This is a genomic window from Ensifer sp. Root1252 (genome assembly GCF_001425885.1).
GTDB classification, from domain to species: Bacteria; Pseudomonadota; Alphaproteobacteria; order Rhizobiales; family Rhizobiaceae; genus Ensifer; species Ensifer canadensis.
In genome coordinates this window covers 128,549-153,145 of record NZ_LMDT01000023.1, presented here as the reverse complement: position 1 = coordinate 153,145, position 24,597 = coordinate 128,549, and the positions used below count along the sequence as shown (strand labels likewise).

Annotated in this window: 21 protein-coding genes; 12 read left to right on the top strand and 9 right to left on the bottom strand. The window is 61.7% G+C overall.

From position 1 onward, the window contains the following. Positions 1 to 92 precede the first annotated feature (92 nt). Positions 93 to 938, bottom strand: coding sequence for a class I SAM-dependent methyltransferase (locus tag ASD02_RS21925; protein WP_057207286.1), 846 nt, complete (start codon positions 936 to 938; stop codon positions 93 to 95). Between the two features lie 135 nt (positions 939 to 1,073). On the opposite strand from ASD02_RS21925, the gene ASD02_RS21920 reads away from it, so the two are divergent. Beyond that, entirely contained in the window at positions 1,074 to 3,068 is a 1,995-nt protein-coding gene (locus ASD02_RS21920; RefSeq protein ID WP_113567390.1) for a transcriptional regulator, read from the top strand. A 58-nt stretch (positions 3,069 to 3,126) separates the two neighbouring features. Beyond that, positions 3,127 to 3,789 carry a phytochelatin synthase family protein gene (locus ASD02_RS21915; RefSeq protein ID WP_025430115.1) on the top strand — a complete coding sequence of 221 codons (663 nt, stop codon included), beginning with the start codon at positions 3,127 to 3,129 and terminating at the stop codon, positions 3,787 to 3,789. Positions 3,790 to 4,003: 214 nt separating this feature from the next. On the opposite strand, the gene ASD02_RS21910 is transcribed toward ASD02_RS21915, so the two are convergent. From ASD02_RS21910 to ASD02_RS21875, 8 genes are all read right to left on the bottom strand, one after another. Continuing rightward, complete coding sequence (locus ASD02_RS21910; RefSeq protein WP_025430114.1) at positions 4,004 to 5,284, bottom strand: SGNH/GDSL hydrolase family protein; 1,281 nt, start codon at positions 5,282 to 5,284, stop codon at positions 4,004 to 4,006. Positions 5,285 to 5,293: 9 nt separating this feature from the next. Next, positions 5,294 to 6,043, bottom strand: coding sequence for a glucose 1-dehydrogenase (locus ASD02_RS21905; protein ID WP_025430113.1), 750 nt, complete (start codon positions 6,041 to 6,043; stop codon positions 5,294 to 5,296). A gap of 18 nt (positions 6,044 to 6,061) precedes the next feature. Then, positions 6,062 to 8,386, bottom strand: a complete 2,325-nt coding sequence (locus ASD02_RS21900; RefSeq protein WP_057220007.1) for a DUF4962 domain-containing protein — start codon at positions 8,384 to 8,386, stop codon at positions 6,062 to 6,064. A 65-nt stretch (positions 8,387 to 8,451) separates the two neighbouring features. Further along, positions 8,452 to 10,020, bottom strand: coding sequence for an extracellular solute-binding protein (locus ASD02_RS21895; RefSeq protein ID WP_025430111.1), 1,569 nt, complete (start codon positions 10,018 to 10,020; stop codon positions 8,452 to 8,454). Between the two features lie 31 nt (positions 10,021 to 10,051). Continuing rightward, positions 10,052 to 10,933, bottom strand: a complete 882-nt coding sequence (locus ASD02_RS21890) for a carbohydrate ABC transporter permease (RefSeq protein ID WP_025430110.1) — start codon at positions 10,931 to 10,933, stop codon at positions 10,052 to 10,054. A gap of 5 nt (positions 10,934 to 10,938) precedes the next feature. Next, the gene (locus tag ASD02_RS21885) at positions 10,939 to 11,868 is read right to left on the bottom strand and encodes a sugar ABC transporter permease (protein ID WP_025430109.1); all 930 of its coding nucleotides are present in this window, start codon (positions 11,866 to 11,868) and stop codon (positions 10,939 to 10,941) included. A gap of 8 nt (positions 11,869 to 11,876) precedes the next feature. After that, the gene (ugpC, locus tag ASD02_RS21880; RefSeq protein WP_025430108.1) at positions 11,877 to 12,989 is read right to left on the bottom strand and encodes a sn-glycerol-3-phosphate ABC transporter ATP-binding protein UgpC; all 1,113 of its coding nucleotides are present in this window, start codon (positions 12,987 to 12,989) and stop codon (positions 11,877 to 11,879) included. A 27-nt stretch (positions 12,990 to 13,016) separates the two neighbouring features. Beyond that, positions 13,017 to 13,799 carry a GntR family transcriptional regulator gene (locus ASD02_RS21875; RefSeq protein WP_025430107.1) on the bottom strand — a complete coding sequence of 261 codons (783 nt, stop codon included), beginning with the start codon at positions 13,797 to 13,799 and terminating at the stop codon, positions 13,017 to 13,019. Between the two features lie 211 nt (positions 13,800 to 14,010). Between ASD02_RS21875 and ASD02_RS21870 the strand changes: the two genes are divergently transcribed. The 10 genes from ASD02_RS21870 to ASD02_RS21825 form a co-directional block, all read left to right on the top strand. Beyond that, positions 14,011 to 14,694, top strand: a complete 684-nt coding sequence (locus tag ASD02_RS21870; protein WP_025430106.1) for a GntR family transcriptional regulator — start codon at positions 14,011 to 14,013, stop codon at positions 14,692 to 14,694. Position 14,695: 1 nt separating this feature from the next. Continuing rightward, the gene (locus ASD02_RS21865) at positions 14,696 to 16,135 is read left to right on the top strand and encodes an aldehyde dehydrogenase family protein (protein ID WP_025430105.1); all 1,440 of its coding nucleotides are present in this window, start codon (positions 14,696 to 14,698) and stop codon (positions 16,133 to 16,135) included. A 20-nt stretch (positions 16,136 to 16,155) separates the two neighbouring features. Then, positions 16,156 to 16,902 carry an SDR family oxidoreductase gene (locus tag ASD02_RS21860; protein ID WP_025430104.1) on the top strand — a complete coding sequence of 249 codons (747 nt, stop codon included), beginning with the start codon at positions 16,156 to 16,158 and terminating at the stop codon, positions 16,900 to 16,902. A 138-nt stretch (positions 16,903 to 17,040) separates the two neighbouring features. Beyond that, positions 17,041 to 18,516 carry an ABC transporter substrate-binding protein gene (locus ASD02_RS21855; RefSeq protein ID WP_025430103.1) on the top strand — a complete coding sequence of 492 codons (1,476 nt, stop codon included), beginning with the start codon at positions 17,041 to 17,043 and terminating at the stop codon, positions 18,514 to 18,516. 158 nt (positions 18,517 to 18,674) lie between these two features. Continuing rightward, the gene (locus ASD02_RS21850) at positions 18,675 to 19,625 is read left to right on the top strand and encodes an ABC transporter permease (RefSeq protein ID WP_025430102.1); all 951 of its coding nucleotides are present in this window, start codon (positions 18,675 to 18,677) and stop codon (positions 19,623 to 19,625) included. Next, positions 19,625 to 20,485 (top strand): ABC transporter permease, encoded by an 861-nt coding sequence (locus ASD02_RS21845; protein ID WP_025430101.1) that lies wholly within the window; start codon positions 19,625 to 19,627, stop codon positions 20,483 to 20,485. Before ASD02_RS21850 ends, ASD02_RS21845 begins: the two co-directional genes overlap by 1 nt. Continuing rightward, a complete protein-coding gene (locus ASD02_RS21840; RefSeq protein ID WP_025430100.1) occupies positions 20,482 to 21,495 on the top strand; it encodes an ABC transporter ATP-binding protein in 1,014 nt (337 codons plus the stop codon). The genes ASD02_RS21845 and ASD02_RS21840 overlap by 4 nt, the downstream gene beginning before the upstream one ends. Next, a complete protein-coding gene (locus ASD02_RS21835) occupies positions 21,492 to 22,466 on the top strand; it encodes an oligopeptide/dipeptide ABC transporter ATP-binding protein (RefSeq protein WP_025430099.1) in 975 nt (324 codons plus the stop codon). The genes ASD02_RS21840 and ASD02_RS21835 overlap by 4 nt, the downstream gene beginning before the upstream one ends. Positions 22,467 to 22,523: 57 nt before the next feature. Beyond that, positions 22,524 to 23,915 carry an amidase gene (locus tag ASD02_RS21830; RefSeq protein ID WP_057220006.1) on the top strand — a complete coding sequence of 464 codons (1,392 nt, stop codon included), beginning with the start codon at positions 22,524 to 22,526 and terminating at the stop codon, positions 23,913 to 23,915. A gap of 45 nt (positions 23,916 to 23,960) precedes the next feature. After that, on the top strand, positions 23,961 to 24,597 hold a 637-nt coding region (locus ASD02_RS21825; protein WP_244494259.1), incomplete at its 3' end, for an isocitrate/isopropylmalate family dehydrogenase.

The following is a 24,597-nucleotide window of genomic DNA, read 5'->3' as shown; positions in this document are numbered from 1 at the left end:
TATCGTCGTAAGGTTGGACCGTTTTGATGTACACCGCCGAGCACGGATCGAGACGCGTGTGCGGCGGTGACATGGGTCAACATAGCCTTGACTCAGAGCCTTGTAACAACGACTTCCTGATACTCGCTCGGCACCACCATGGTGCCGCCATCGGCGCGATTGAAGCGTGCAACGAGTGCCAGCAGATCGGTAGCGAGCGCGTCCTGTCCCGCGGGTTCCAGAGCGGCGAAGGTCTTCAAGACAGGGCCGTAGAAGGTCCGGAAGACCTCAAGCCAATGGTCTGGCGACTTGTAGCGGAACACAAACTGCCGCGGCATTGCCGCAACCGAGGCGGACGTAGCAGGAAAAAGTTCCTCAAGGCGCGGGCGCGATCCCCAGAGCGCCGGCGAGCGGGCACCTGCCGGCGGTGGGACATGGCGACCGATCGTCTTGAACACCTGCCCGATGAAGCCATCGGGGGTCCAGTTCGCAAGGCCAATGGAGCCGCCGCGCTTGCAGACACGAAGGAGCTCGCCGGCAGCCCGCTCCTGATCGGGCGTGAACATCACGCCGAAAATCGAGAGCACAGTGTCGAACGACTGATCGGCAAAGGGCAGGTTTTCTGCATCTGCCTCCTGGAAGGTGATGGAGAGCCGGTCAGCCTTGGCGCGCTCACGAGCGCGCTCCAGGAGCGCAGGGACGTAATCCGTCGCGGTGACGTCGCACCAGCGCCGGGCGGCGGCAAGCGCACCGTTGCCGTTGCCAGCGGCGACGTCGAGCACCTTGGAGCCGGCGCGCAGATCGAGCGCTTCACAGAGGCTCTCGCCAACAATTTGCAGGGTCGTGCCGACGACGGCGTAATCGCCTGAAGACCACGCGTTTTGCTGCCGGGCCTTGAGCGCGCCGAGGTCGACGGCAGGCTGGTGGTTCTGGTCGGCCAGAGCTGCGGATGTGGACATTTTTTCCTCCTTAAGGCAGTTTGATTGGGTCATGGTGCGTTTGTCACAGGCCTGTTTCGAGCATCTGATCTTCCGCGGCTTCTGGTTTAGGCAGAGAGCGTGGGAACCGGCGTGGGAGCCGGCGTGGTAATGACCATGGAACCTTACGGGCGAAGGCAGATCGACATGCCGTCGTTAACGCTCCGACTGCTCGGACCATTGGCAATTCGCCGTGAAGGCGTGGACGTGCCGTTGCCCGGATCGCGCAAGGTGCGTGCTCTTCTTGCCTATCTGGCGCTTTCGCCTCATCCCTCTGGTAGGGCTCAGCTTTGCGACCTTCTGTGGGATGTTCCCGACGATCCGCGCGGTGAACTGCGATGGTGTCTGAGCAAGATCCGGTCGCTGATCGGTGAGCAGCGCGTCCGTGCCAAGGGCGATACGATCGCCCTCGATCTGTCGGATTGCTCGGTCGATGCGATCGAGGTTACCGCAGCCCATCGACACGGCTTCAGGACGGTTGCACCGGAACAGTTGCGATCCCTGGCCGATCTTTTTGTCGGCGATTTTCTTGACGGCCTTGCGATTGAGCGCTGCCCGGCATTTGACAGCTGGCTGGCGTTCCAACGGCGCCGATTGCGCGATACCCATGCGGCTCTCCTCGATCACATCGTACAACGCGCCGGCCATGAGGAAGTGCGCAGCTATCTCGATCGCTGGATTGCCCTTGCCTCCTTTGACCTTCGTCCCCACGAGCTGCTGCTGCAAAGCCTTGCTGCCGACGGGCGCGTTCGGGAAGGAGAGGAGCACCTGGCAGCAACTGCCAAGCTTTTCGATAGTGAAGGCGTTGACAGCAAACCTCTTCGAGAGATCTGGCGCACGGCCAGGGCTCAGGCTGACGAGACGTTCATAGTGCATCCGGCGCCCGTCGCCGAAACGGCGCCGAGCGAAACAGCAGCACCTCAGACGCATCGCCGTGCCTCGATCGCCATCATGCCCTTCGATGACACGTCGCCGATGGCCATTCCGGGTGGGTCGTCGGATGCGCTCGTTCACGACATCATCACACGGCTCGCCCGACAGCGAAGCCTCAGCGTGATCGCCCAGGGCACCATGTTCGCCCTGCGCGACCGCCGGTACACACCGCACGAGGCTGGCCGGATGCTCGGCGTCGACTATGTCGTCAACGGCTCGTTCCAGCGCCTCGGAAGGCGCATCACCGTCTGCGTCGAACTTACGGAGGCGCAAACCGCCCGTATCGTCTGGGCCGAGGTCTTCGAGTACGATGCCGCGGAGACCTTTCTTCTGCTTGACGAGATCGGCAGCCGGATCGTCGTCACCATCGAGCGTGAAGTCGAATCGCTTGAGAGCAACCGGGCAATCCTAAAGCCACCTAGTTCTCTCGATGCGTGGGAGGCGCATCACCGTGGGCTCTGGCACATGTATCGCTTCACCAGGAGCAACAATGAACAGGCCCGACACTTCTTCGAGACCGCGATAAACCTCGATCCGACATTCGCCCGCGCTCATGCGGGCCTTTCCTTCACCCATTTTCAAAGCGCCTTCCAGCACTGGGCGGATCAGGACGTGGAGGTCGAGCTCGCGTATCGGGCAGCCAGCCAAAGCATGATGGCCGATGACCGCGACCCGGCCGCGCATTGGGCAATCGGCCGAGCGCTCTGGCTGCGGGGGCTGCATGACCAATCCGTCGGCGAGCTGGAACAGGCGGTCGAACTCAGCCCCAGCTTTGCGCTTGGTCATTATTCGCTCGCCTTCGTCCAGGCTCAGTCCGGCGATGCGCAGGCAGCTATTGTGGCGGCTGATCTTTCGCGAAAACTCAGTCCATTTGATCCGCTGCTCTTCGGCATGCTGGCAAGCCGGGCGCTGGCACTCGTGCGCCTCGGACGCTTTGAGGAGGCCGCCGGCTGGGCCATCAAGGCTGCGGCTCGGCCGAATGCCCATGCCCACATTCTGGCGATCGCGGCGCTATCGCTGGCGCTCATCGGCCGGCTCGACGAAGGGCGTGGCTACGTGGCGTCGATCCATCATCGGTTTTCAGGTTACAGCCTGAGCGATTTTCTGACCGCGTTTCATCTGGGGCCCGAACAGCAGACGCTGTTTCGCGAAGGTGCAAGGCAGATCGGCCTCCATTGATGACATCTTGTCCCTGGTTCATTGTTTCTGATCGTCCTTGCATTGTGGGGATCAGACAATGAAACATCGGGTCGTGCTTGGCTTTGCGGCCGCCTTGGGTTTGCTCGTTGCGGCGACATTCGTCGTGCCTTCTCGGACCTCCGTTGCTCCCATAGCGATCGAGACATCTGTCATTCGCAGTTCAGATCTTCTCGAAAAAGCCTGGAGCCTCCCGGTCGCTTCTGCCTTTGACAAACGCGTCACGTGGCAGTCGAACGGTTCGCGGTGTGGACCTGCAAGCCTTGCAAACAGCTTCCGCTCGATCGGTGAGGACGAAACGACCGAGGCCGACGTCCTGTCCGGAACAGGTACGTGCTGGACGGGGTACTGCATAATGGGGCTCACTTTGGACGAGCTGGCTGAGCTTGCGCGAAAGAAGACGAGCCACCAGGTCACCGTGCTGCGGAACCTGACCGCCGAGCAGTTCCGTGAGCACATGACGCACGCTAACGATCCCGACCGTCGCTACATCATCAACTTCGATCGTAGGACGATTTTTGGAGCGGGAGCAGGACACCACTCACCCGTGGCGGGATATCTGGAGGCCGAAGATCTGGTGTTCGTCCTGGACGTGAATGAGCAGTTCAAGCCCTGGCTCATCGAGCGCGATCGTTTGTTTGCCGCCATGGATACTCTCGACGGTGATAGCAAAAGAGGCCTGCTTCAAATCGGCGGCCCCTGACCGCGTTGTCGCTTTCGCAGCGGGCGTGTCTGGATAGGCAGGTCTTCGAAGTCCCTCGGGGCACCGGGAATGTCCTGCAGACGGCGAACCGGTCAATCGGTTCGGCCTGCTCGACCGCAGGCGGGCGTTACGACCATATGCGGAGGTCACTCTGCGATGTAGAGTCTCAAGCATTGATTGCTTACCATAAGGCAGGAAGCGTGTCCCAGATGGTTTAGCGGTGCCAGCCCAGGGCGGGCGGGTCGACCTGGCGTAGTTGCGGCGTGGAGAAACGCATCGTTGCCGGGCGCCCAGATGAGACAATGCGCAGGTTGAGCGCGAGCCGAAGCCTCTGGGATGGCGTTTTGATTTTGATCGGCGGTGTCCTCAGCATGCCTGACCATGCCTCGGTCGGATAGGACGCGAGGTTGCCGTCACCGAGATCGAAAGGTGCAAGCGCCTGTGCCGTCAGACCTTCCGGGCCACAGTCTTCAAGCACAAGGGAGATGTCCCGCCAGCCATCATGCGCGTCGACCTCGACCGCGCAGCTCGCCCGGACCCAGGCGCCTGCCGGCAGCGGATTGATGAAACCTTCCGGCAAGATCTCCAGGACGCAATGGCCGCCTTCCAGACTGATTTCTTGCCAGCCTGCCGGATGACCGGTGCTGCTTACGGCACGGCTGGCCGTGACGTTGCAATCGGGCGGCGGCCCCGCAAACGTCTTTGCGTTGCCCGGAAGCGGATCGGGAACAAAACTTCCGAGGGGATTGTGAACCGGGTCGAAACGATCGTCCCGCGCCCACCGTTCGGGAACGTGCGGAGCAAGCAGCCCGCGGAGGTACTCGGCCAACGCCTTGCCGACGGCATGACCGCCCGGCACAGAAAAATGCGTGCCGTCATCGGAGAATCCGGCGTGTGGAACGCCGTCCGCGCTATGCCAGTCGACCCAGGCGCTGTTCCAGTCGAAGATGTGGCAACGGGGTCTTCGGGCCGCGAAGGCACGGCTCTTCTGGTTGATCCATTGCGCCTTGGCACGCTCCGATCCGCCGGCCGACCATTTTTGCGTCCCGCGGGCAAGGATCGGCAGCAGGATGACCAGCTTGCCGGCATCGAGCAGGCGGGACACGATCGCCTCGCGGATCGCCTGAATGGTTTCCTTGGTCTCCACCATCATGTCGTTGGTTCCCGCGTCAACGATGATGAGGTCGAAATCAAGCGCAAGGACCTGGTCGATCCGGTTGGCGATATCTAGGGCCTTCTGGCCTGAGACACCGGCGTTAAGGCCACCGAAGCCGCGCGAGTCACCCACCCGCCCGCTCGGCTCCCATCCAGGATGTACGCGTGGGTCGTGGAAGACGGTGATATCGAGCTGGCCATGGGTCAGCACCTCCGCCCATGTCGACCAGCCCCTGGCCGACGATCGGATATGCCGCTCGCCGGCATCGTGGTTCTGCTGGACGAGCGAGGTCCCGAGCAGGGCGACCCTGCTCCCATGGATCGGAGATGTGACTGTCATGTTCTGGTCCTACGAGAAGAACGTGCCGCCATTGACGTCGTAGCTGGCGCCGGTGATGAAGGCAGCCTCGTCGGAGACGAGGAACGCGACCAGACTTGCGACCTCGGCCGATTGTCCCTCGCGCTTGAGCGGTGTCGCTGCCGCAACCCGCTCGCGCACTTCCGGTTTCGTGAAGGTGTCGTGGAAAGCCGTGGAGATCATGCCGGGGCAGACGGCGTTCACCCTGATCTTCGGGCCGAGTTCCTTCGACAGGCCACGCGTGAACGTCATCACGGCCCCCTTGGAGGTCGCGTAGGCGACGGCGCCGGGACCGCCGCCGTCACGGCCGGCCTGGGACGCGAAGGTGACGATCGAGCCTCCTTCATTCATGGCGGGCACCGCGGCTTTGGTTGCATTGAACAACGACGTCAGATTGACGTCGATCACTTCACGGAAGAACGCCTCGTCCATCTCGGACAGCGTCTTGCGGGCGATGATGCCGCCGGCGACGTGCACGAGGCCATCAAGCCTGCCGAATTCCGACACGGCCTTGTCGACCGCGGCCTGGGCATCCGCCGCATTGGTCATGTCCGCTCTAAGTGCGACCGCCTTGCCGCCCGCCGCATTGATAGCGCCGACGCTCTGTTCAGCGCTTGATGCCGAGCCGAAATAGGTGACGACGACCTTTGCGCCTTCCTTGGCAAGTCGCTCGGCGCAGGCCTTGCCGATGTCGCGTCCGCCGCCGGTGACCAGCACGACTTTGTCTTTCAGTCCGTTCATGGAAATATCCTTTCGTGATCAGAAGTTCTTTGGGATGACGATGCGCAACTGGTTGTCGTCGACATCGGTGAAGTAGATGTCGGCGCTGAACCCCTGGTCGTCGATGAAGTTAAAGACCCGCCGCGGCTCATCGAGCGAATAGGGAACGAGCAGGGTGACGAGGGTGTGCTTGCTCGCCGACGGCAGGCTGGCCTCGATATGGTATTGGGTATCCATGCCCTCGACGTCGGCGGGATCGATCCCTTCGAAACCTTCGACCAGGCGAACATTGGGCGGGCCGGAGGTCGAGTGGACGAACTGCCCGTAAAGGCCGGCGCGCTCTCCGGTCAGGCGGAAGCTGTTGGTGCCGACGTCCATCGGTCTTGTCGCATGAAACAGCCATTGAACGGGCTTTGGACGGGAGCACTCGACGCGGTCGACGAGCACAACGAAATCGCTTGCGGTGAAATAGACGTCGCGTTCGGCGCGCAACACGTCAGGATCTGCGGCCCGGTAGGCCGCCGTCGCATCGCCGCTGATGAAGACATGGGACGGCTCCTCGCGCACGGTGACAATCCGCCCCCCGGCCTTTTTTGCAATCGTCTTATCGCCGTCGGCATACTGACCTTTGCCGTCGATGAGGATGGCGTTCTTGGAAATGGTCTGGCGCCGCCAGTTACGGTGCATGGTGGAGTTGAAGGCCACATAGTAGCCGCTCTGGATGGCCAGATCTTCGCCGAAGGCATAGAGCAGGAAAGCGTTCTGGTCGCCATGGCTGTGGCTGAGCGAGCCGAAGGTGCTGCTCTTGAACAGAAACTGGATATGCCGCGCAGGGTCGTCCATGTATTTCTGGATGGCGACCCAGCCGATATCCTTGAACCATTTCACTGGTGGCAGGTCGCTTGGCGCCTGGGCCGTGATCTGCGGATAGTCGTGGCGATAGACGAGATCGTCGAAATTGAGATCCCACCAGCCGTAATTGTAGAACTCCATCTCGGTTCCGGCGGCGTCGGCCTTAAGGCGCTCGTAGTACCACTGGTAGTAAGGATTGCCGGTGACGCCTGCGAACTGGCGGACATTGTAGCCGACCTTTACTCCCGGCGGGTCGCCGAGGGTGGAATCGTCTCCGAAACAGGCGCGACGGGTACCCGGTGCCTTGGTGTAGAGCGGGAAGTCGCCGGTCTTATGGAAGAACGGCCTCTTGTAGAGGTCGACGTCCAGGAAGTTCTTGATGAGGTTGGCGGCCTCCGTCAGGTAGGCGATGCCTGTCATCCAGTAATGCGGACCCTCGGCCCACCCGCCATCCGCGTCGCCCCATGGGGAGTAGAGTGTGAACAGGAATTCGATCGTATAGTCGAGCCAGCTTTCCGCCTCGTCGCTTTCTCCAGCAAGAGCGATGCAGGCGGCCGTCAATGCGGCCGATAGCGAGCGCACGGCGTGACTGTCATAGGGGAAGACATGGATGCGCGCACGCCACAGGACATGATCGGCAACTTCGCGCGTCCGCGCCAGCAGGACGTCGCGGACCTCCGTCCGTTCCGTGTCGTCGAGATGATCCCACAGCCAGTCGTAGCCCCAGGCGAGTGCGGTGACGACGCGGAAGGCTGCCTCGTCGTTGTAGGAACGCGCGGTGGCGCCCGTACGATCCCATCGCGCGATCGCCAGCAGCCATTCACGCGCCCTGGTGATCAACGCGGGATCGTCGAGAATTACGCCGGCGATCGCCAGATGGCGCACCGCGTAGATGGCTTCCTGGCAATCGATGTACATCTGCCGCCAGAGTTTCGCGACGCGCACGTTGTTGGGGTAGAGGGCAGGCTCTGCGATGAAATCGCGCGTGAGCCATGGCGCGACAGACTTGTCGAAAAAACCCTGCCAGCCGCAATGATCGGCATCTGCCTCCAGGCGTTCGCGAAAATCACCGACTTCGCTCGGACCGAGCCAAAGTCGGGGATGGCGTAGATCCGCAGCATTCCAGCGGACTTGCGCGCGCGGCAGCGGTGTTTCCGGCAAGCCGGGCAGGATCTCGAATATTCGAACGCTGCTCCAGGCGGACACAACGGTTTTGGATGCGCCATCCCATAGCGCGAAGGCCCAGTGATAGACGCCGGGCTCGAAGGTTACGTCCGGCGTGAAGAAGTTCCAATTAAGGTCTTCGAACAGCAGCGTATCGGCCGGTGGAAAGGATGGATTCCGGGACACCTTGAGGGCATAGCGGGCATTGTCGTCCAGCGCCGGCAGCCAGCTGAAACGCGGCGGGTTCTCCTGGATGGCGGAGCCGTTCGGCTGATAGGTGATCGTCAGCGTGCCGGGTTTCGGCTCGTCGAGATAATGCAGTCGTGGGGCTTCGTCAGCTTTGGGCATCGAAAATGACGTCCTTTAACAAGTCGGGGAGTGAATAGGGCGCGGCCGCGCCGCGCCCTGATGTGTCAGTTCTTGGCGTATTGGCGGTCGTAGGCCGTCTGCATGACCTTGATGACCTCGGGCAGGCCGAGCTGTTCGAGGCGAGCCTGATAGGCATCCCAGGAGGCGTCGACATTCTGTGCGCCGAGCACGAAGGTCTGCTGCATCTCGGTCATGTATGTGAGCAGGCTCGGCCAGTACTTGTCGTAGACCGCCCGTTCCTCGGCGCTCATCGAGACGCCGGTGAATTCGGGCTGCAGCAGGCCGGGTTCCGTCTCGTACATGGCGATCCCGTCGAGGGCCATCTTGTTGGTCCACTGCTGTTCGGACGGGTAGGAGGCCCAGTAGCCGCGCGGCACGCCGGCGCCGATCTCCCACATCTGGGCGTTCACCGGCTTTGGGTTCTTGAGGACGCTGTCCTTGTAGACAGGTTTGCCGTCCTTCATGTCGTAGTTGACGCCCTCGACACCCCAGTTGGAGAGAATGCGACCCTTTTCGGAGAACCAGAAGTCGAAGTACTTGATCGTCTCGGCGGGGTGCTGATTGGTGTAGGAGATCGCCCAGCCGGCAGGCTGAACGGTCGCACGCCGACTGTCCTCGAAGCGCTTTCCCGATACCGTTTTCGGTGGCAGCATCGGTGCGAAATTGATACCGGGAACGCTGTCCTTCAGAGCCTCGGTATAGTTCGAGGTGCTGGCGAACCAGTCATGGGTCATGCCGCCGATATTGTTACCGAGCATGTATTCGCGAACGCGTGCGCCGCGAGTAAAGACTTCCGTGTCGATGAGCCCTTCGCCAAACCACTGGGCAACCTTTGAAATCCCGGTCTTGTAGTTTGCCGTCGTCCACGGGTGGACGATCTTGCCGTCCTCGACCATGAAGTCGCCGTAGCGTTCCGACCCCGAGACGCGCGCATCCCACATGTTGATGAGCCGCACGGCTTCGATCGGCTCGCGGGCGAAATAGGGAACCTCGTCCTTCTTGCCGTTGCCGTTGGGATCCTTCTCGCGAAATGCCTTGAGCACAGTGTAGAGCTCGTCGACATTTTGCGGTTCCTTGAGACCGAGCTTCTCCAGCCAGTCCCGGCGGATGAACCAGGCGCGCGAATACTCTCCCTCCGGAACATAAGGGATGAAGTAGATATGCCCATCGGGCGCGCTGATGGCGCGGCGCACCACGGGATGATCGTCGAAGAACTTCTTCAGGTTGGGGGCGTTTTCGGCGATCAGGTCGTCAAGCGGCAGGAAGGCGCCTTCCATCCCGTAGCGGATAAAGTCGTCCTTGAGGCCGCCTGTCACATCTCCTCCCACGATATCAGGCAGATCGCCAGACGCCATCAACAGGTTGAAGGCGTCGCGGCTGTTGCTGGTGGCAAGCGAGGCCACGTTCTTGACGTGGATTCCGGTCCATTCCGCCGCTTTCTTCTCGACGGGCCAGTTCTCCGTGTAGACGTACTTGTCGCGGAAATGGAAGTGGATCGTCAGTTCGAGCGGATCGTCGACAATCTTCGTCGACGCGTCCTCGGCGGCGGCGCTGCCCAATTGCAGAAGCGCACAGGTGGCAAGTAGCGAAAGCCTTTTCCCAAAACGTCTCATTCCATTTCTCCTCCTTGAACAGAACTGGCCGTTATTCCTTGACCCCACCAAGGGTGATGCCCTTGTTGAAGTATTTCTGGATGCTCGGATAAATCAGCAGCACCGGAATGATCGAGGCGATCATGATCGCGGCTGTGACGGTTTCGAATGAGTAGCGCGAGCTCAGCAGGCTGCTGGCAAACTCGTCGTTGGCGGTGAGGTCGACGATGATGCGCTTCAGGTAGAGTTGGAGCGGGATCTTTTCCTCGCCGCGCAGCAGCACCATGGCCCAGAAGTAGCTGTTCCAGCGCGAGACGATGCAGAACAGACCGACGGTGATGATGGCCGGCTTGGACAGTGGAATAAATACCTTCCAGAGCAGCTGCCATTCGCTGGCGCCGTCCATCTTCGCTGCTTCCTCGAAGGATTTCGGCACGGACTCGAAGAAGTTGCGCAGCAGGATGACGTTGAAGGCATTGCAGGCGAAGCCGATGATCAGGCCGAAACGCGAATCCAGGAGGCCAAGGTCGCGCATGTTCAGGAAGAAGGGGATCATCCCGGCATTGAACCAGAGGGTGAATGCCACCATCAGGTTCAGGAATTTGCGTCCGCGCAGCCTAGCGCGTGACAGCGCATAGGCGCCGGGGATCATGATCGCCAAGCTGACCGCGGTGCCGCCGAACGTGTAGATGAAGGTATTGCCGTAGGCGATCCAGAACAGTCGGTCGGACAGCACGAATTCATAGGCCGCAAGCGTCAGGTCCTTGGGAAACAGAATGACCTGCCCGGAGGTGACCGCCGCACCTGACGAGATCGATACCGCCAGCAGATAGATGAACGGATAGAGGGTCGACAGGACGAACAGTCCGATCAGGGCCGCATTCGCATATCCGAAAATACGATCGCCGCGCGAGTATAGGCTGAAAGTGGCCATGACATTCACCAGAGCGAGGTTGATGAGACCTTCCGGCTGATCCGGTTGGCCGTGAAGACGAGGGCAAACGCGATGACCGCGTTGAACAGGCCGGCGGCAGTCGCCAGGTCGTACTGGGTTCCCTGCAGGCCGGTCCGGTAGACATAAGTCGAGACAACGTCGGCGGTGCGGTAGGTGGCCGGTTGGTAGAGTAGGATGATGTATTCGAAACCGACCTCGACCAGGTTGCCGATGCGGATGATCAGCATGATGATGATCGTCGGCAGAATGCAGGGCAGGGTGATGCGCCACATCATCTGCCAGCGCGAGGCGCCGTCGACCCGGGCGGATTCGTAGAGTGTCGGGCTGATACCGGCGATGGCAGCGAGATAGACGATCGATTCGAAGCCTGCCTCCTTCCAGACGTTGGAGCCGATGAACACCGTTCGGAACCATTCCGGCTGTGTCAGGAAGTAGATCGGATCGAAGCCGAGGCTGGACAGCACGAGGTTGACCACGCCCGTGGTTGGCGACAGCAGGTTGATGACGATGCCTGCAACGATCACCACCGAAATGAAGTGTGGAAGGTAGACGACGGTCTGTGAGAAACGCCGGCCGACTTCGCTCTGCAGCTCATTGAACATCAAGGCCAGGATGATTGGCACCGGGAAGGCGAAGATCAGCCCCAGGCCGCTGATGGTGATCGTATTGATGAAGGCGCGGATGAAGATCTGGTCATTGAGTAGCGTCCGGAAATTTTCGAACCCGACCCAGGGACTGCCGGCAACGCCACGGAACGGGCTGAAGTCCTTGAAGGCAATCTGCAAGCCTTCCATCGGCTTGTAGAGGAAAAGCAGGAACCAGACGAGCATCGGCAACAACAACACATAAAGCTGCCAGTCTCGGCGAAGATCCTCCGCCAGGTCCTTGATATGCTGGGCGATCTTCGATCCCATCATCTGCCTCACGCCTGTCCGTTGATGGCTTTGCCGGTCTCCACGTCGAAGACATGAAGTCTGGCGGTGGGGATCGCCAGCCTGGCGACATCCGACAGGCTTCTCCCGTCCACGGGCGTATCGACCTTGGCGACGACCGGCTGGCCGCCGATCCTGCAATGAAGCAGCGCTTCCGAACCGAGAGGCTCGACGAGGTCCACGGCCGTCGCTATCTCCTGGGTGTCGGCCCCCGGGCGGCCGACTTCGATATCGAGGTGTTCGGGACGCAGGCCGACGAGAACTTTCTGGCCGGCGCGCATGCCGGCGGCGATTGCAGCCGGCATGCGGAACTGGACCGGAACGTTGCCGTCGACGCAGGCAACGGCAGCGCCGTTTGCCGCTTCCACGCGCGCTGCCACGAGGTTCATGGGCGGCGATCCCAGGAAGCTCGCAACAAACGCATTGGCCGGATTGAGGAAAAGCTCCATGGGCGAGCCGACCTGTTCGACGCGTCCGCCATTCATGACGACGATGCGGTCGGCAAGCGTCATGGCCTCCACCTGGTCGTGCGTCACGTAGATGCTGGTGACGTCCATGCGCTTGTGCAGCCGCTTGATCTCCGCGCGCATCTGGGTGCGCAGCTTGGCGTCGAGATTGGACAGCGGCTCGTCGAACAGAAACACCTGTGGCTTTCGCACAATCGCGCGACCCATCGCCACGCGCTGTCGCTGGCCGCCCGAAAGGTCCGCGGGCTTGCGCTTCAGATAGGGCATCAGATCGAGAATGGCGGCCGCCTCGTTGACAGCGGCTTCGACGACGTCGTTCTTCTCGCCACGGACGCGCAGTCCAAAGGCGATGTTTTCCGCGACATTGAGGTGCGGGTAGAGCGCGTAGTTCTGGAACACCATGGCGACGTCGCGATCTTTCGGCGCGACCCGGTTGACGACGCGGCCACCGATCGAGATCGTGCCATCTGAAATGTCTTCGAGCCCGGCCACCATGCGCAGGGTCGTGGACTTGCCGCAGCCCGACGGTCCGACCAGAACGACGAACTCTCCCGGTGATACCGACAGCTTGATGGAGTGCACGACTTCGAGTGCGCCGTAGCGTTTCACTACGTCGTTCAGTTCAACTGCAGACATTTGATTCCTCCCGCCGGCGCGAACCCCTTAGGTCAGGTTGCGCCGCGGCCTCCGTTTTTCTGTCGTTGTCGCATTGATCGATTCAATGTAGCTCCACAGCTTCGGGTCGCGTGAGAGCTCGGTAATCTTGCTTTCGAGCGAGCCGAGGTGTCGGCTCATTGCCGCCACGGCCGCATCCGGCGAAGCTTCACGAATGGCATCGACGATCGCCCGATGTTCCTCGATGACTTCTGCAGTGCGGCGAACGCCGAAGACCATCTTCAAATGGCGCATGCGATCGATCTCGCCCTTCGCCTGGTTGACGAAGGTCCACACACCGCTCAGACGCGCGGCTGCGAAGATGGCTTTATGAAAGCTCTCGTCGAGCTCGAAGAAATTCGTGTAATCCTCGCCCTCTACGGCTGCAATCTGCTGGTTGAGGCAGAGTTCAAGGCGGCCGAGATCTTCGAACGTGTGGCGCTTGGCCGCCTCTGCGGCCGCTCCGGCCTCCAACCGAAAGCGAATGAAGCACGCCTCGATATAGCGCTGGACCTCGATCGTCGCGACAAACGTGCCGCCCTGCGGCACGACCTTGATCAGGCCTTCCTCCGAGAGGCGGATGATCGCTTCGCGAACCGGTGTCTTGCTGACGTTGAGGATCGCGGCGACCTCCTTTTCCGGCAACGCGCGGCCAGGCAGCAACCTCACCTCGACGATCAGTTGCCGAAGCAGGCGATAGACCTTTGACGTCGTGTTGCCCGCACCCTCGATCAGGGACGGCCGAAGGAGCTCGTCAAGTGGAAGTGCCGGTATGGTGACAATCTCAGACATATCTATCCGCTAACTGATATCTTAGTTGCAAGATTGATGTCTTAGAGTGCGATTGTCAACCGTAAATAATTTTGTCGTCGAGCGAGGGGTCTGCGTCGGAAAATCACGCCTCTTCCGGTCCCGATCCCGCGTGGCGGTTCGCTGGCCTATCAATCGCAATTGACATCGTCTGTATCCTGGATACAATTTGCCTCGATCTTGGGAGGGATCGATGAGTCAAACCTTTGAATGGCGAAGCCAGTCGCGCCTGCTCGACGAAGTTGCCCAGGCGCTTCGCGAGCGCATCTATGCCGGCGTCTATGCGCCTGGAGCGACGTTGCGCCAGGAGCGGATCGCTGCCGAATTCGGCATCAGCCGTACGCCGCTTCGCGAGGCCTTGCGGGTGCTGGAGCGCGACGGGCTCGTTGTGAACAAACCGGGCAGCGGTGTCAGGGTGGCCACCGCCGACCTGCCGAAACTTCTCGATGCCTATGCTGTGCGCGAGGCGATGGACGGCGTGGCGGCGCGCAATGCCGCCGAGCGCGCCACAGCATCCGAAATCAAAGCACTCGCGAAACAGATCGATCAGCAGCAGAAGGTCGTCGAGCGCTGGGATCCCGGCGCCTACACCCAGTCCAACGTCGTCTTTCACGAGGCAATCGTCAGTGCTTCGCGCAATGCGTCGCTGGCGTCGCTCGGGCCGCTTCTGCGGATGACCTCTCAGGTCTTCGCTCCGGCCTTTTCGCTTTCCAGCGAACGCGCCAGCACTGCCGTTGCCGAGCATCGGCTCATTGTCGAGGCGATAGCGGCAAGGGACCCTGATCAGGCTGAGAAGCTGGCGCGCGCGCATATCCATGCGACGGCCATGAGATTGAAAACGCTCCTCCCGCAGGGCGAGACTGACAACGAGGCATGATGTGAAGACTTACGGCAATTTCATCGCGAACACGTGGCAGGACGCAATTGGCGGCGAGCACATCGCCGTCAGGGATCCCTCCAACGGTGAGATATTCGCGCGCATTGCCCGGGGAAACCGGGATGACATCGACCTGGCCGTGCGCTCGGCGCGCTCGGCACTTGGCGGCCAATGGGGGCAGTTGACGGCTACCGAACGCGGACGGGTGCTCAGCCGGATCTCGGCAGCGGTGCTGCGCAACATCGACCTTTTGACGGAGCTTGAAGCGCGGGATGTCGGCAAGCCCCTGACACAGGCGCGGGCTGATGTCGTCGCGCTCGCGCGCTATCTGGAATTCTATGGCGGCGCCGCCGACAAGGTGCATGGCGACACCATCCCCTATCAGAACGGCTTTACCGTGCTGACCATTTACGAGCCGCATGGGGTTACGGGTCATATCATCCCGTGGAACTATCCGATGCAGATCCTTGGTCGAAGCCTCGGCGCAGCCCTTGCCATGGGCAATGCGGCCGTGGTCAAGCCGGCCGAGGAGGCGTGCCTGACCATCCTGGAATTTGCACGCATCGCCGAAGAAGAGGGCCTGCCATCAGGAGCGCTGAACGTCGTCACCGGTTTGGGCGCGGAAGCGGGTGCCGCGCTTTCCGAACACCCTGATGTCAACCATATCTCGTTTACCGGTTCGGTGCGCACCGGTGAGATGGTGCAGACGGCGGCGGCGAAGAATGCGGTGCCGGTGACGCTCGAACTCGGCGGCAAGTCGGCGCAGATCGTCTTTGCCGATGCGGACCTCGACCGTGCCGTGCCATTCCTGGTCAACGCCGGGATCCAGAACGCCGGGCAGACCTGTTCGGCCTCGTCACGCATCCTCGTCGAGCGCGCCATCTACGAAGACGTCGTGGCGCAGATGAGCGAAAGATATCGCGCGCTCAGGGTCGGACCGGCCAGCGCCGATCTGTCGCTTGGCCCGGTGGTCTCGCATAGGCAAAAGGCGATCATCGAGGGCTTCCTTGCCGATGCCGCCAAGGATGGCCTGAAGATCGCGGCTGAGGGCGAGATCGTCGCCGACGCACCCGCTGACGGCGCCTATGTCGCACCGACATTGCTGCGCGACGTGCCGCACGAGCACCGCACGGTACAGGAAGAAATCTTCGGCCCGGTCCAGGTGATCATGCCGTTCGACAGCGAAGAGGAGGCCGTTCGCCTTGCAAACGGCACCGCCTATGGTCTCGTCTGCGGGGTCTGGACAAACGACGGTGGTAGGCAGCTGCGCATGGCGCGCGCCGTCCACGCCGGTCAGGTCTTCGTCAACAATTATGGCGCCGGCGGCGGCGTCGAGCTGCCCTTCGGCGGCGTCAAGAAATCGGGCCATGGCCGCGAGAAGGGTTTCGAAGCCCTCTACGGCTTCGCCAGCATGAAAACCATCTCGGTTTACCACGGCTAGTTCAGCGTCGGGAGGAACAAGTGTCACTAGAAGGTAAGATCGCTCTCATCACCGGTGCAGGCTCCGGTTTCGGCGAGGGCATTGCGAAGCGTTTCATCGACGGCGGTGCCAAGGTGGTCGTTGTCGACCGCGATGCCGCAGGGGCCGAGCGCGTGGCCAAGCAACTCGGCAGCAATGCGTTTGCCGTCGTCTGCGACATCTCCAAATCATCGGACGTCGACGCCGCCGTTGCCGCGAGCCTCGAGAAGTTCGGCCGCGTCGACATTCTCATCAACAATGCCGGCATCGGCCACAAGCCACAAAACGCCGAGCTGGTGGAGCCGGACGAGTTCGACAGGATCCTCGGCGTCAACGTGCGTGGCGTCTATCTCATGACGCGCGCGCTGCTGCCGCACATGAAACAGAACAAGACAGGCGTGATCGTCAATATCGCCTCGACTGGCGCCAACCGGCCGCGGCCGAACCTTGCCTGGTACAATGCGACGAAGGGCTGGGTGGTCTCCGCGACCAAGGCGCTGGCGATCGAACTTGCTCCGTTCAACATTCGCGTCGTTGCCCTCAATCCGGTTGCCGGCGAGACGCCGCTTTTGACGACCTTCATGGGCGAGGATACCGAGGAAATTCGCCAGAAGTTCCGCGATTCCATTCCGTTGGGCCGCTTGCTGAAGCCCGAGGATCTCGCCGAGGCCGCCGCCTTCGTCGCATCGCCGCAGGCGTCGATGATCACCGGCGTTGCACTTGACGTCGATGGCGGGCGTTCGATCTGATGACGACAGCGCCGCGCGTCTCTTAGGGCGCACGAAAGTCGCGGCACTTTGATTGACTGCATGTTTCCTTCAATCGGATGCGATTAATGGAAACATGCAGTGGGACCATAAACAACCAAACCGCAAAGCGGGGGAACCATGCTTAACTTGACGAAATGGGCACTTGCTTCGTGCTTCATCGCCGCATCGCTGACCACAGCCATGGCCAAGGACACGATTACCGTCGGCCAGGTGCTGGAACCGCCGGGCCTCGACCCGACCGCGGGCGCCGCCGCGCCGATCCGCTATATCACCTACGGCAACCTGTTCGAAGGCCTGGTGCGCGTGGTTGAAGATGGCACCGTCAAGCCGCTCCTGGCCGAGAGCTGGGCGATCTCCGACGACCAGAAAAGCTACACGTTCAAGCTTCGTCAGGGCGTCAAGTTCCACGACGGCACGCCATTCGACTGCTCGATCGTCAAATTCTCCTATGAGCGCGCCGTCGCAGCGGACTCCACCAATGCGCAGAAGGGCCTCTTCGAGCCGATCGAAAAGACCGAGTGCCCGGATCCGGCAACCGCAGTCGTGACCCTGAAGCGCCCGGCATCCAACTTCCTGTTCAACATGGCATGGGGTGACGCGGTCATGATCGCGCCGTCATCGGCCGCCGACAACAAGACCAAGCCTGTCGGTACTGGCCCCTACGCGTTCAAGGAATGGGCGAAGGGCGACAAGGTCGTGCTGAACAAGAACGCCGATTACTGGGGCGAACCGGCCAAGCTGACGGAAGTCACCTTCAAGTTCATCAGCGACCCGTCCGCAGCCGCAGCCGCCGTTCTTGCCGGCAACGTCGATGCGTTCCCGATGTTCCAGGCCGCCGAACTCGTCAGCCAGTTCCAAAGCGATCCCAACCTCCAGGTCGAGGTCGGCAGCACCTCCGGCAAGGTGGTTCTTGCGCTGAACAATGCGCGCAAGCCGTTTGACGACGTCAGGGTTCGTCAGGCGCTTGCCCATGCGATCGACCGGAAGACCCTGGTCGAAGGCACCTATTCGGGCTTCGGCGAGACGATCGGTTCGCATTATTCCCCGGTGGAGCCCGGCTATGTCGATCTGAACGAAACCTATCCCTATGACCCGGGCAAAGCGCAGCAACTGCTGCAGGAGGCCGGTGTCGAAGGTCTGGAAATGACCATCATGCTGCCGCCACCCGCCTATGCCCGGCGCGGCGGCGAGATCATCGCGGCCATGCTCAGCGAAGTCGGCGTCAAGGTGAACCTCGTTCCGATCGAGTTCGCGCAATGGCTCGACCAGGTGTTCAAGAACTCGGATTTCGACGCGACGATCATCGCACACGCCGAAGCCCGCGATCTCGATATTTACGCTCGCGACAAATACTATTTCAACTACCAGAACCCGGACTACAAGGCGCTCTACAAGTCCTTCACGCTCGCGTCGACGGAAGCTGAGCAGCTCGATCTCGTCGGCCAGCTTCAGCGTAAACTGGCGGCCGATGAACCGAACGTTTTCCTCTACGCTCTTCCGAAGATCGGCGTCTGGAACAAGAAGGTGAAGGGTCTGTGGAAGAACATGCCGGTGCCGGCGGACGATCAGACCCAGACCTACTGGGAGAATTGATCGCTTCTCATGAGGTGGAGCGGTATGCGGGCTGAAAACCGCACACACTTTTCCTCATCCCGCTCCAGCATCCGCCCCTCCACAAATGGGGGCGGATGCAGATCAGCCGTTGACCGTCCCCGGCGCCGGTCAACGCTCGCTCATTCCGGGAGGTTGATGTGATTTCCTTTGTTGGCGGTCGCCTTGTGTCGCTCATATTGACGACCCTGGTCGCCTCTATCATCGTCTTTCTGCTGATGCAGGTGCTGCCCGGCGACCCGGCAGTGCTGATGCTCGGCATGAACGCCGACCCGGATGCGATCGCGGCGCTGCACCGGCAGCTGGGCCTCGATCAGCCAATCTGGATCCGCTACCTCCAGTGGATCGGTGGCTTTGTCGTCGGCGATTTCGGCATGAGTCTCACCTATTCGGTGCCGATCCGTGAACTACTCGGGCCCCGCATCCTGGTGACATTGCCCCTGGCTCTCCTCTCCATGGCGATCTCGGTCGTGGTTGCGATCGCCATTGGCGTCTATGCCGCGGCCAATCGCGGCAAGGCCGGCGACACGGTCGTCATGGGCATCGCGCAAGTTGGCGTCGCCATCCCCAATTTCTGGCTCGCGCTTCTGTTCATTTTGCTATTCGCGCTGAAACTTGCATGGTTTCCGGCCTCGGGCTTTGCCGGCTGGCAGGACGGTATCTGGAGCGGCCTCCACTCGCTCATTCTTCCAGCCTTTGCGCTCGGCCTGCCACTCGCCGCCATTCTCGGACGCGTCACCCGCTCGGCCGTCATCGAAACGCTCGGGGAGGATTTCATCCGCACTGCCCGCGCCAAGGGCCTCTCGCGCGCTGGTGCGCTTTGGAGGCATGCGGTGCCGAACGCACTCATCCCCGTCGTCACCATCATCGGCCTGCAGTTTTCGTTTCTGCTTGCCGGCACGATCATCATCGAGAACGTCTTCAATCTGCCGGGTGTCGGCCGGTTGGTCTTTCAGGCGATCGCGCAGCGCGATCTGGTGACCGTGCAGACGCTCGTGACGCTGCTTGCCGCGTCCGTCATCACCATCAATTTTCTCGTGGATCTCGTTTACGGCTATCTGGATCCGCGCCTGTCGAGGGGAGGCCACTGATGAGCACCTCGGCAATCACTTCGGAACCAGGCCTGTTGGCCAAGCTTTTTGGTAGCCGAAGCCTGATGTTCGGCCTGACGGTCACCGCCATCCTCATTGCGATGGCCGTGGTTTCCACCGTCTGGACACCCTTCTCGCCGACGGCGATGAATTTCCGCGACAAGCTTCAGGGACCAAGCCTCGCCCATTGGTTCGGCACCGACAATTTCGGCCGCGATATCCTGTCGATGATCATGGCCGGGGCGCGCAACTCGATCGCGGTCTCGATCGTCGCGGTGCTCGTCGGCGCCGGCATCGGCGTGCCGCTCGGTGCATGGGCTGCGGCCCGCGGCGGCTGGGTCGATGGCCTGGTCATGCGCATGAGCGATCTTGCCTTTGCCTTTCCTGCACTGCTGACGGCGGTCATCATCACGGCCATCTTCGGCCCCGGCGCGACCAATGCCATGATCGCCATCGGCATCTTCAACATTCCGGTCTTTGCCCGCGTGACCCGTGGCGCTTCGATGGGGCTTTGGAAGCGCGAATATGTGCAGGCGGCCCGCTGCGCCGGTCGCGGCGACGTGGCGATCACCTTTCTGCACATCCTGCCCAACATCAACCACGTGCTCCTGGTCCAGGTGACGATCCAGTTCGCCTTAGCAATCGTTGCAGAAGCTGGGCTTTCCTATGTCGGTCTTGGCACCCAGCCACCGATGCCAAGCTGGGGCAAGATGCTGAACGATGCCCAGACCTTCATCTATCAGGCCCCATGGCTCGCCATCTTCCCGGGACTTGCGATCACGTTCGCCGTGCTCGGCCTCAACCTCCTCGGTGATGGCCTGCGCGACATTCTCGATCCGCGCGTGAGGCGACAAAGATGACGGCACCCTTGCTACGAATGGTCGGAATGTCGGTCGAGCTGTCAGCGGGCATGACCCAGGTCGATATCGTCTCCGACGTCGATCTTGAGCTCAATCGCGGCGAACGCCTCGGTATCGTCGGAGAATCCGGCAGCGGCAAATCCATGACGGCGCTCGCCGTGATGGGACTGCTGCCGCAGCGCATGCGGGTGCGCGGCGAGTTGATGTTCGATGGCCGCAACCTCGCAGATCTGCCCGAAGCCGAATTCTGCAGATATCGCGGCCGGCGCATTGCGATGATCTTTCAGGAGCCGATGACCGCCCTCAACCCGGTCAAGTCGATCGGCGCCCAGATCGCCGAAGGGCGACGCCTTCATTTTGGCGAAACCAGAGCCGATGCGGAAAAGAAGGCGCGATCCTTGCTGGACAGGGTTGGTCTGCCGGCGCCGCGCTTCAATCTGGACCTCTACCCGCATCAACTCTCCGGCGGCCAGCGGCAGCGCGTGATGATCGCCATGGCGATCGCCTGCGAACCGGACCTGTTGATCGCCGACGAACCGACGACCGCGCTCGATGTGACGGTGCAGGCACAGATTCTTGATCTGCTCGATGACCTGATCGAAGATACTGGTACGGCCCTGATGCTGATCACCCACGATCTCGGCGTGGTTTCCGAAATGACCGACCGTATCGCGGTCATGTATGCTGGGCGTGTCATCGAGACGGGGCGCACCGACGACGTGTTCGCGCGCATGGCGCATCCCTATGCGAGGGGCCTCTTCGCTGCGTCTCCTCATGGAGCTGCCCTTGCTCCGCGCCAGATCGGGGGAAGGCCAAGGCTGAACGCAATCCCGGGCATCGTTCCCGATCCTTTTGCGCGGCCGGACCATTGCTCCTTTGCTGAGCGTTGCGCCTTCGTTCAGCCCGACTGTCGGCGGGCGATACCGCCACTGGATCTGATCGATACCGACAGGAATGTGGAGCATCGCGCCGCCTGCTTTCATCCACGCGAAAGGATGGTGGCACCATGAGCGATGTCATTCTGAGGACCATCGATCTGGTGCGCGAGTACCAGTTGCCGCGCCCATCGATCTTTTCCAAGCAGACCAGCTTGCGCGTGCTGCACGGTGTCAGCGTCGAGCTTGGCGCCGGCAAGAGCCTCGGCATCGTTGGCGAAAGCGGCTCGGGAAAATCGACCCTTGCGCGCGCCGTCATGGGGCTTGAACGCCCGCAATCGGGGCAGGTTACCATTGCCGGCAAGGATATCTATTCGCTGGACCGATCAGAGTTGCGGGAGGCGCGCAAGGGATTTCAGGCGATCTTCCAGGATCCCTACGGCTCACTCGATCCGCGCCACACGGTGCGGACCATCATCTGCGAACCCATCGTTTCACTGGAACGCGGAACCAGCGCACTCGAGCGCAACCGGCGCGTTGAGGAGGTGCTGGAGGCGGTCGGCTTGCCCTTGGCGTCTGTCGACAAGTATCCGCACGAGTTTTCCGGTGGCCAGCGCCAGCGGATTGCCATTGCGCGCGCGCTCATCACCCGACCTGCGCTGATCGTTGCCGACGAACCGGTTTCGGCGCTCGACGTCTCGATCCAGGCGCAGGTGCTGAACCTGATGATGGATCTGCAGGAGAGGCTCGGGCTCTCCTATCTGTTCATCAGCCACGATCTGGGCGTGGTTCGCGCCATCACCGACCGGGTCGCCGTCATGCATCTCGGGCGGATCGTCGAGGAGGGACCGACCAACGAGGTGTTCGACAACCCGCGTCACCCCTACACGCAGGCGCTTGTCGCCGCCGTGCCGAAACCCTTTGCCGGACGCCGCAAGCGGATCCGGTCGAACGCCCCGCCGCAAACGCCTGTCCATACCGCCACGACCTCAGAGGGGTGCGCCTATGCCGCCGTCTGTCCGCGCAGGCAGGATATCTGTCTCGCCCAAACGCCCATGGCCAAGCCGGTGACGCCGGCCTGGTCCGCCCGCTGTCACTTTGCCTAGAACTCTTTGAAATTCTGCAATTCTCCGGAGTTGCTCTTGTTGCAGGAATTATTGCCCATGTCCGATCTTGCCGATTTCACCGCCGTCGATCTTGTCGAGGCTTACCGCCTGCGAAAGCTCTCTCCCGTCGAAGTCGTCGATGCTGTCATCGCGCGCATCGATGCATCTGAGCCGAAACTCAATGCGCTTTGGGCCTACGCTCCGGACGAGGCGCGCAAGGCGGCGCAGGCGTCCGAGGCACGTTGGGGCAAGGGTGAGCCTCTGGGCGCGATCGATGGCGTGCCGGTGACGATCAAGGAGAACATTGCGACGAAGGGAACGGCTGTGCCGCTTGGCTGCGCGGCCGTGCCGCTGGTACCGGCCTTGGCCGATGCGCCGCCGGCGGCACGCACCCGCGAGGCGGGTGGCGTTATTCTGGCCAAGACCACCATGCCAGATTACGGCATGCTGTCGTCCGGGCTTTCCAGTTTCCACAAACTGGCGCGCAATCCCTGGGACCTGTCGACCAATCCCGGCGGCTCGAGCGCCGGTGCGGGGGCGGCTGCGGCCGCCGGCTACGGCCCGCTCCATATCGGCACCGATATCGGCGGTTCGGTTCGCCTGCCGGCCGGTTGGTGCGGCGTTGTCGGTTTGAAACCGTCGGCGGGTCGGATTCCGATCAATCCGCCCTTCATCGGCCGTGTGGCCGGCCCGATGACCCGCACTGTCGCCGATACGGCGCTTTACATGTCCGTTTTGTCGAAGCCGGACGCCCGCGACACGATGTCCTTGCCCTATGCCGATATCCCCTGGCTCGATCTTGAACGGAAGGTAAGGGGCTTGAAGATCGGCCTCTGGCTTGATGCCGGCTTCGGCCAGACGGTCAGCGCGGAAACCGAGCAGGCGGTCAGCCAAGCGGCAAAGATCTTCGCGGACGCGGGCGCGATCATCGAACCTGTCGAGCCCTTCCTCACCCGCGAGATGATCGATGGCCTCGATCGCTTCTGGCGTGCGCGCGGTTGGGAAGACGTCTCGCGTCTTTCGCCGGAACAGCAGGCGCAGATACTGCCCTACATCTTCAACTGGATCGAGACGGCCAAGGATTTTTCCGGCCGCGACGTCTATACCGGCTTCGCCCAGATCGACGCCATGCGCAATGCCATCCATGCGGCGTTGACCGGTTTTGATTTCATCCTCTCGCCAACGGCACCGACCGCGTCCTATCCCGCCGAATGGGCCTCGCCGATCAATGACCCACAGAAGCCGTTCGAGCACATCGCCTTTACGGTCGCGGTGAACATGGGTGGACAGCCCGCGATTTCGGTCAATTGCGGCTATACTGCCAGCGGTTTGCCGATCGGGCTTCAGATCATCGGCCAGCAGTTTGACGATATCGGGGTCTTGCGCCTTGCACGAGCATTCGAGACCCTGCGTCCGCAACAGCGGCCATGGCCGAAGGTCACCGCATGAGCCGCCCTGCACCAACACAAACACTGAAACGACAGGAGTGCCGAAATGGCCGATCGTAAGCTTTTCATCCTTCCCGGCGACGGCATCGGCCCGGAAGCCATGGCGGAAGTCCGCAAAATCATCGCCTACATGAATGCCGAGCTTGGCGCCGGCTTCGTGACGGACGAAGGCCTCGTCGGCGGTTCTGCCTATGACGCCCACGGCCAGGCGATTTCGGAAGGGGACATGGTAAAGGCGCTTGCCGCCGACGCCGTGCTGTTTGGTGCCGTCGGCGGTCCGAAGTGGGATGCGGTGCCTTACGAGGTTCGTCCCGAAGCCGGTCTCTTACGCCTGCGCAAGGACCTGCAGCTGTTTGCCAACCTGCGCCCGGCCATCTGCTATCCCGCGCTTTCCGCCGCATCGTCGCTGAAGCCGGAACTGGTCGAAGGCCTCGACATCCTGATCGTGCGCGAGTTGACCGGCGGTGTCTATTTCGGCGAGCCGAAGGAAATCATCGATCTCGGCAATGGCCAGAAGCGCGGCATCGACACCCAGGTCTACGACACCTACGAGATCGAGCGCATCGCCGGCGTTGCCTTCGAACTGGCCCGCACCCGCAACAACCGTGTCTGCTCGATGGAAAAGCGCAACGTCATGAAGTCGGGCGTGTTGTGGAACCAGGTGGTGACCGAAACCCACAAGG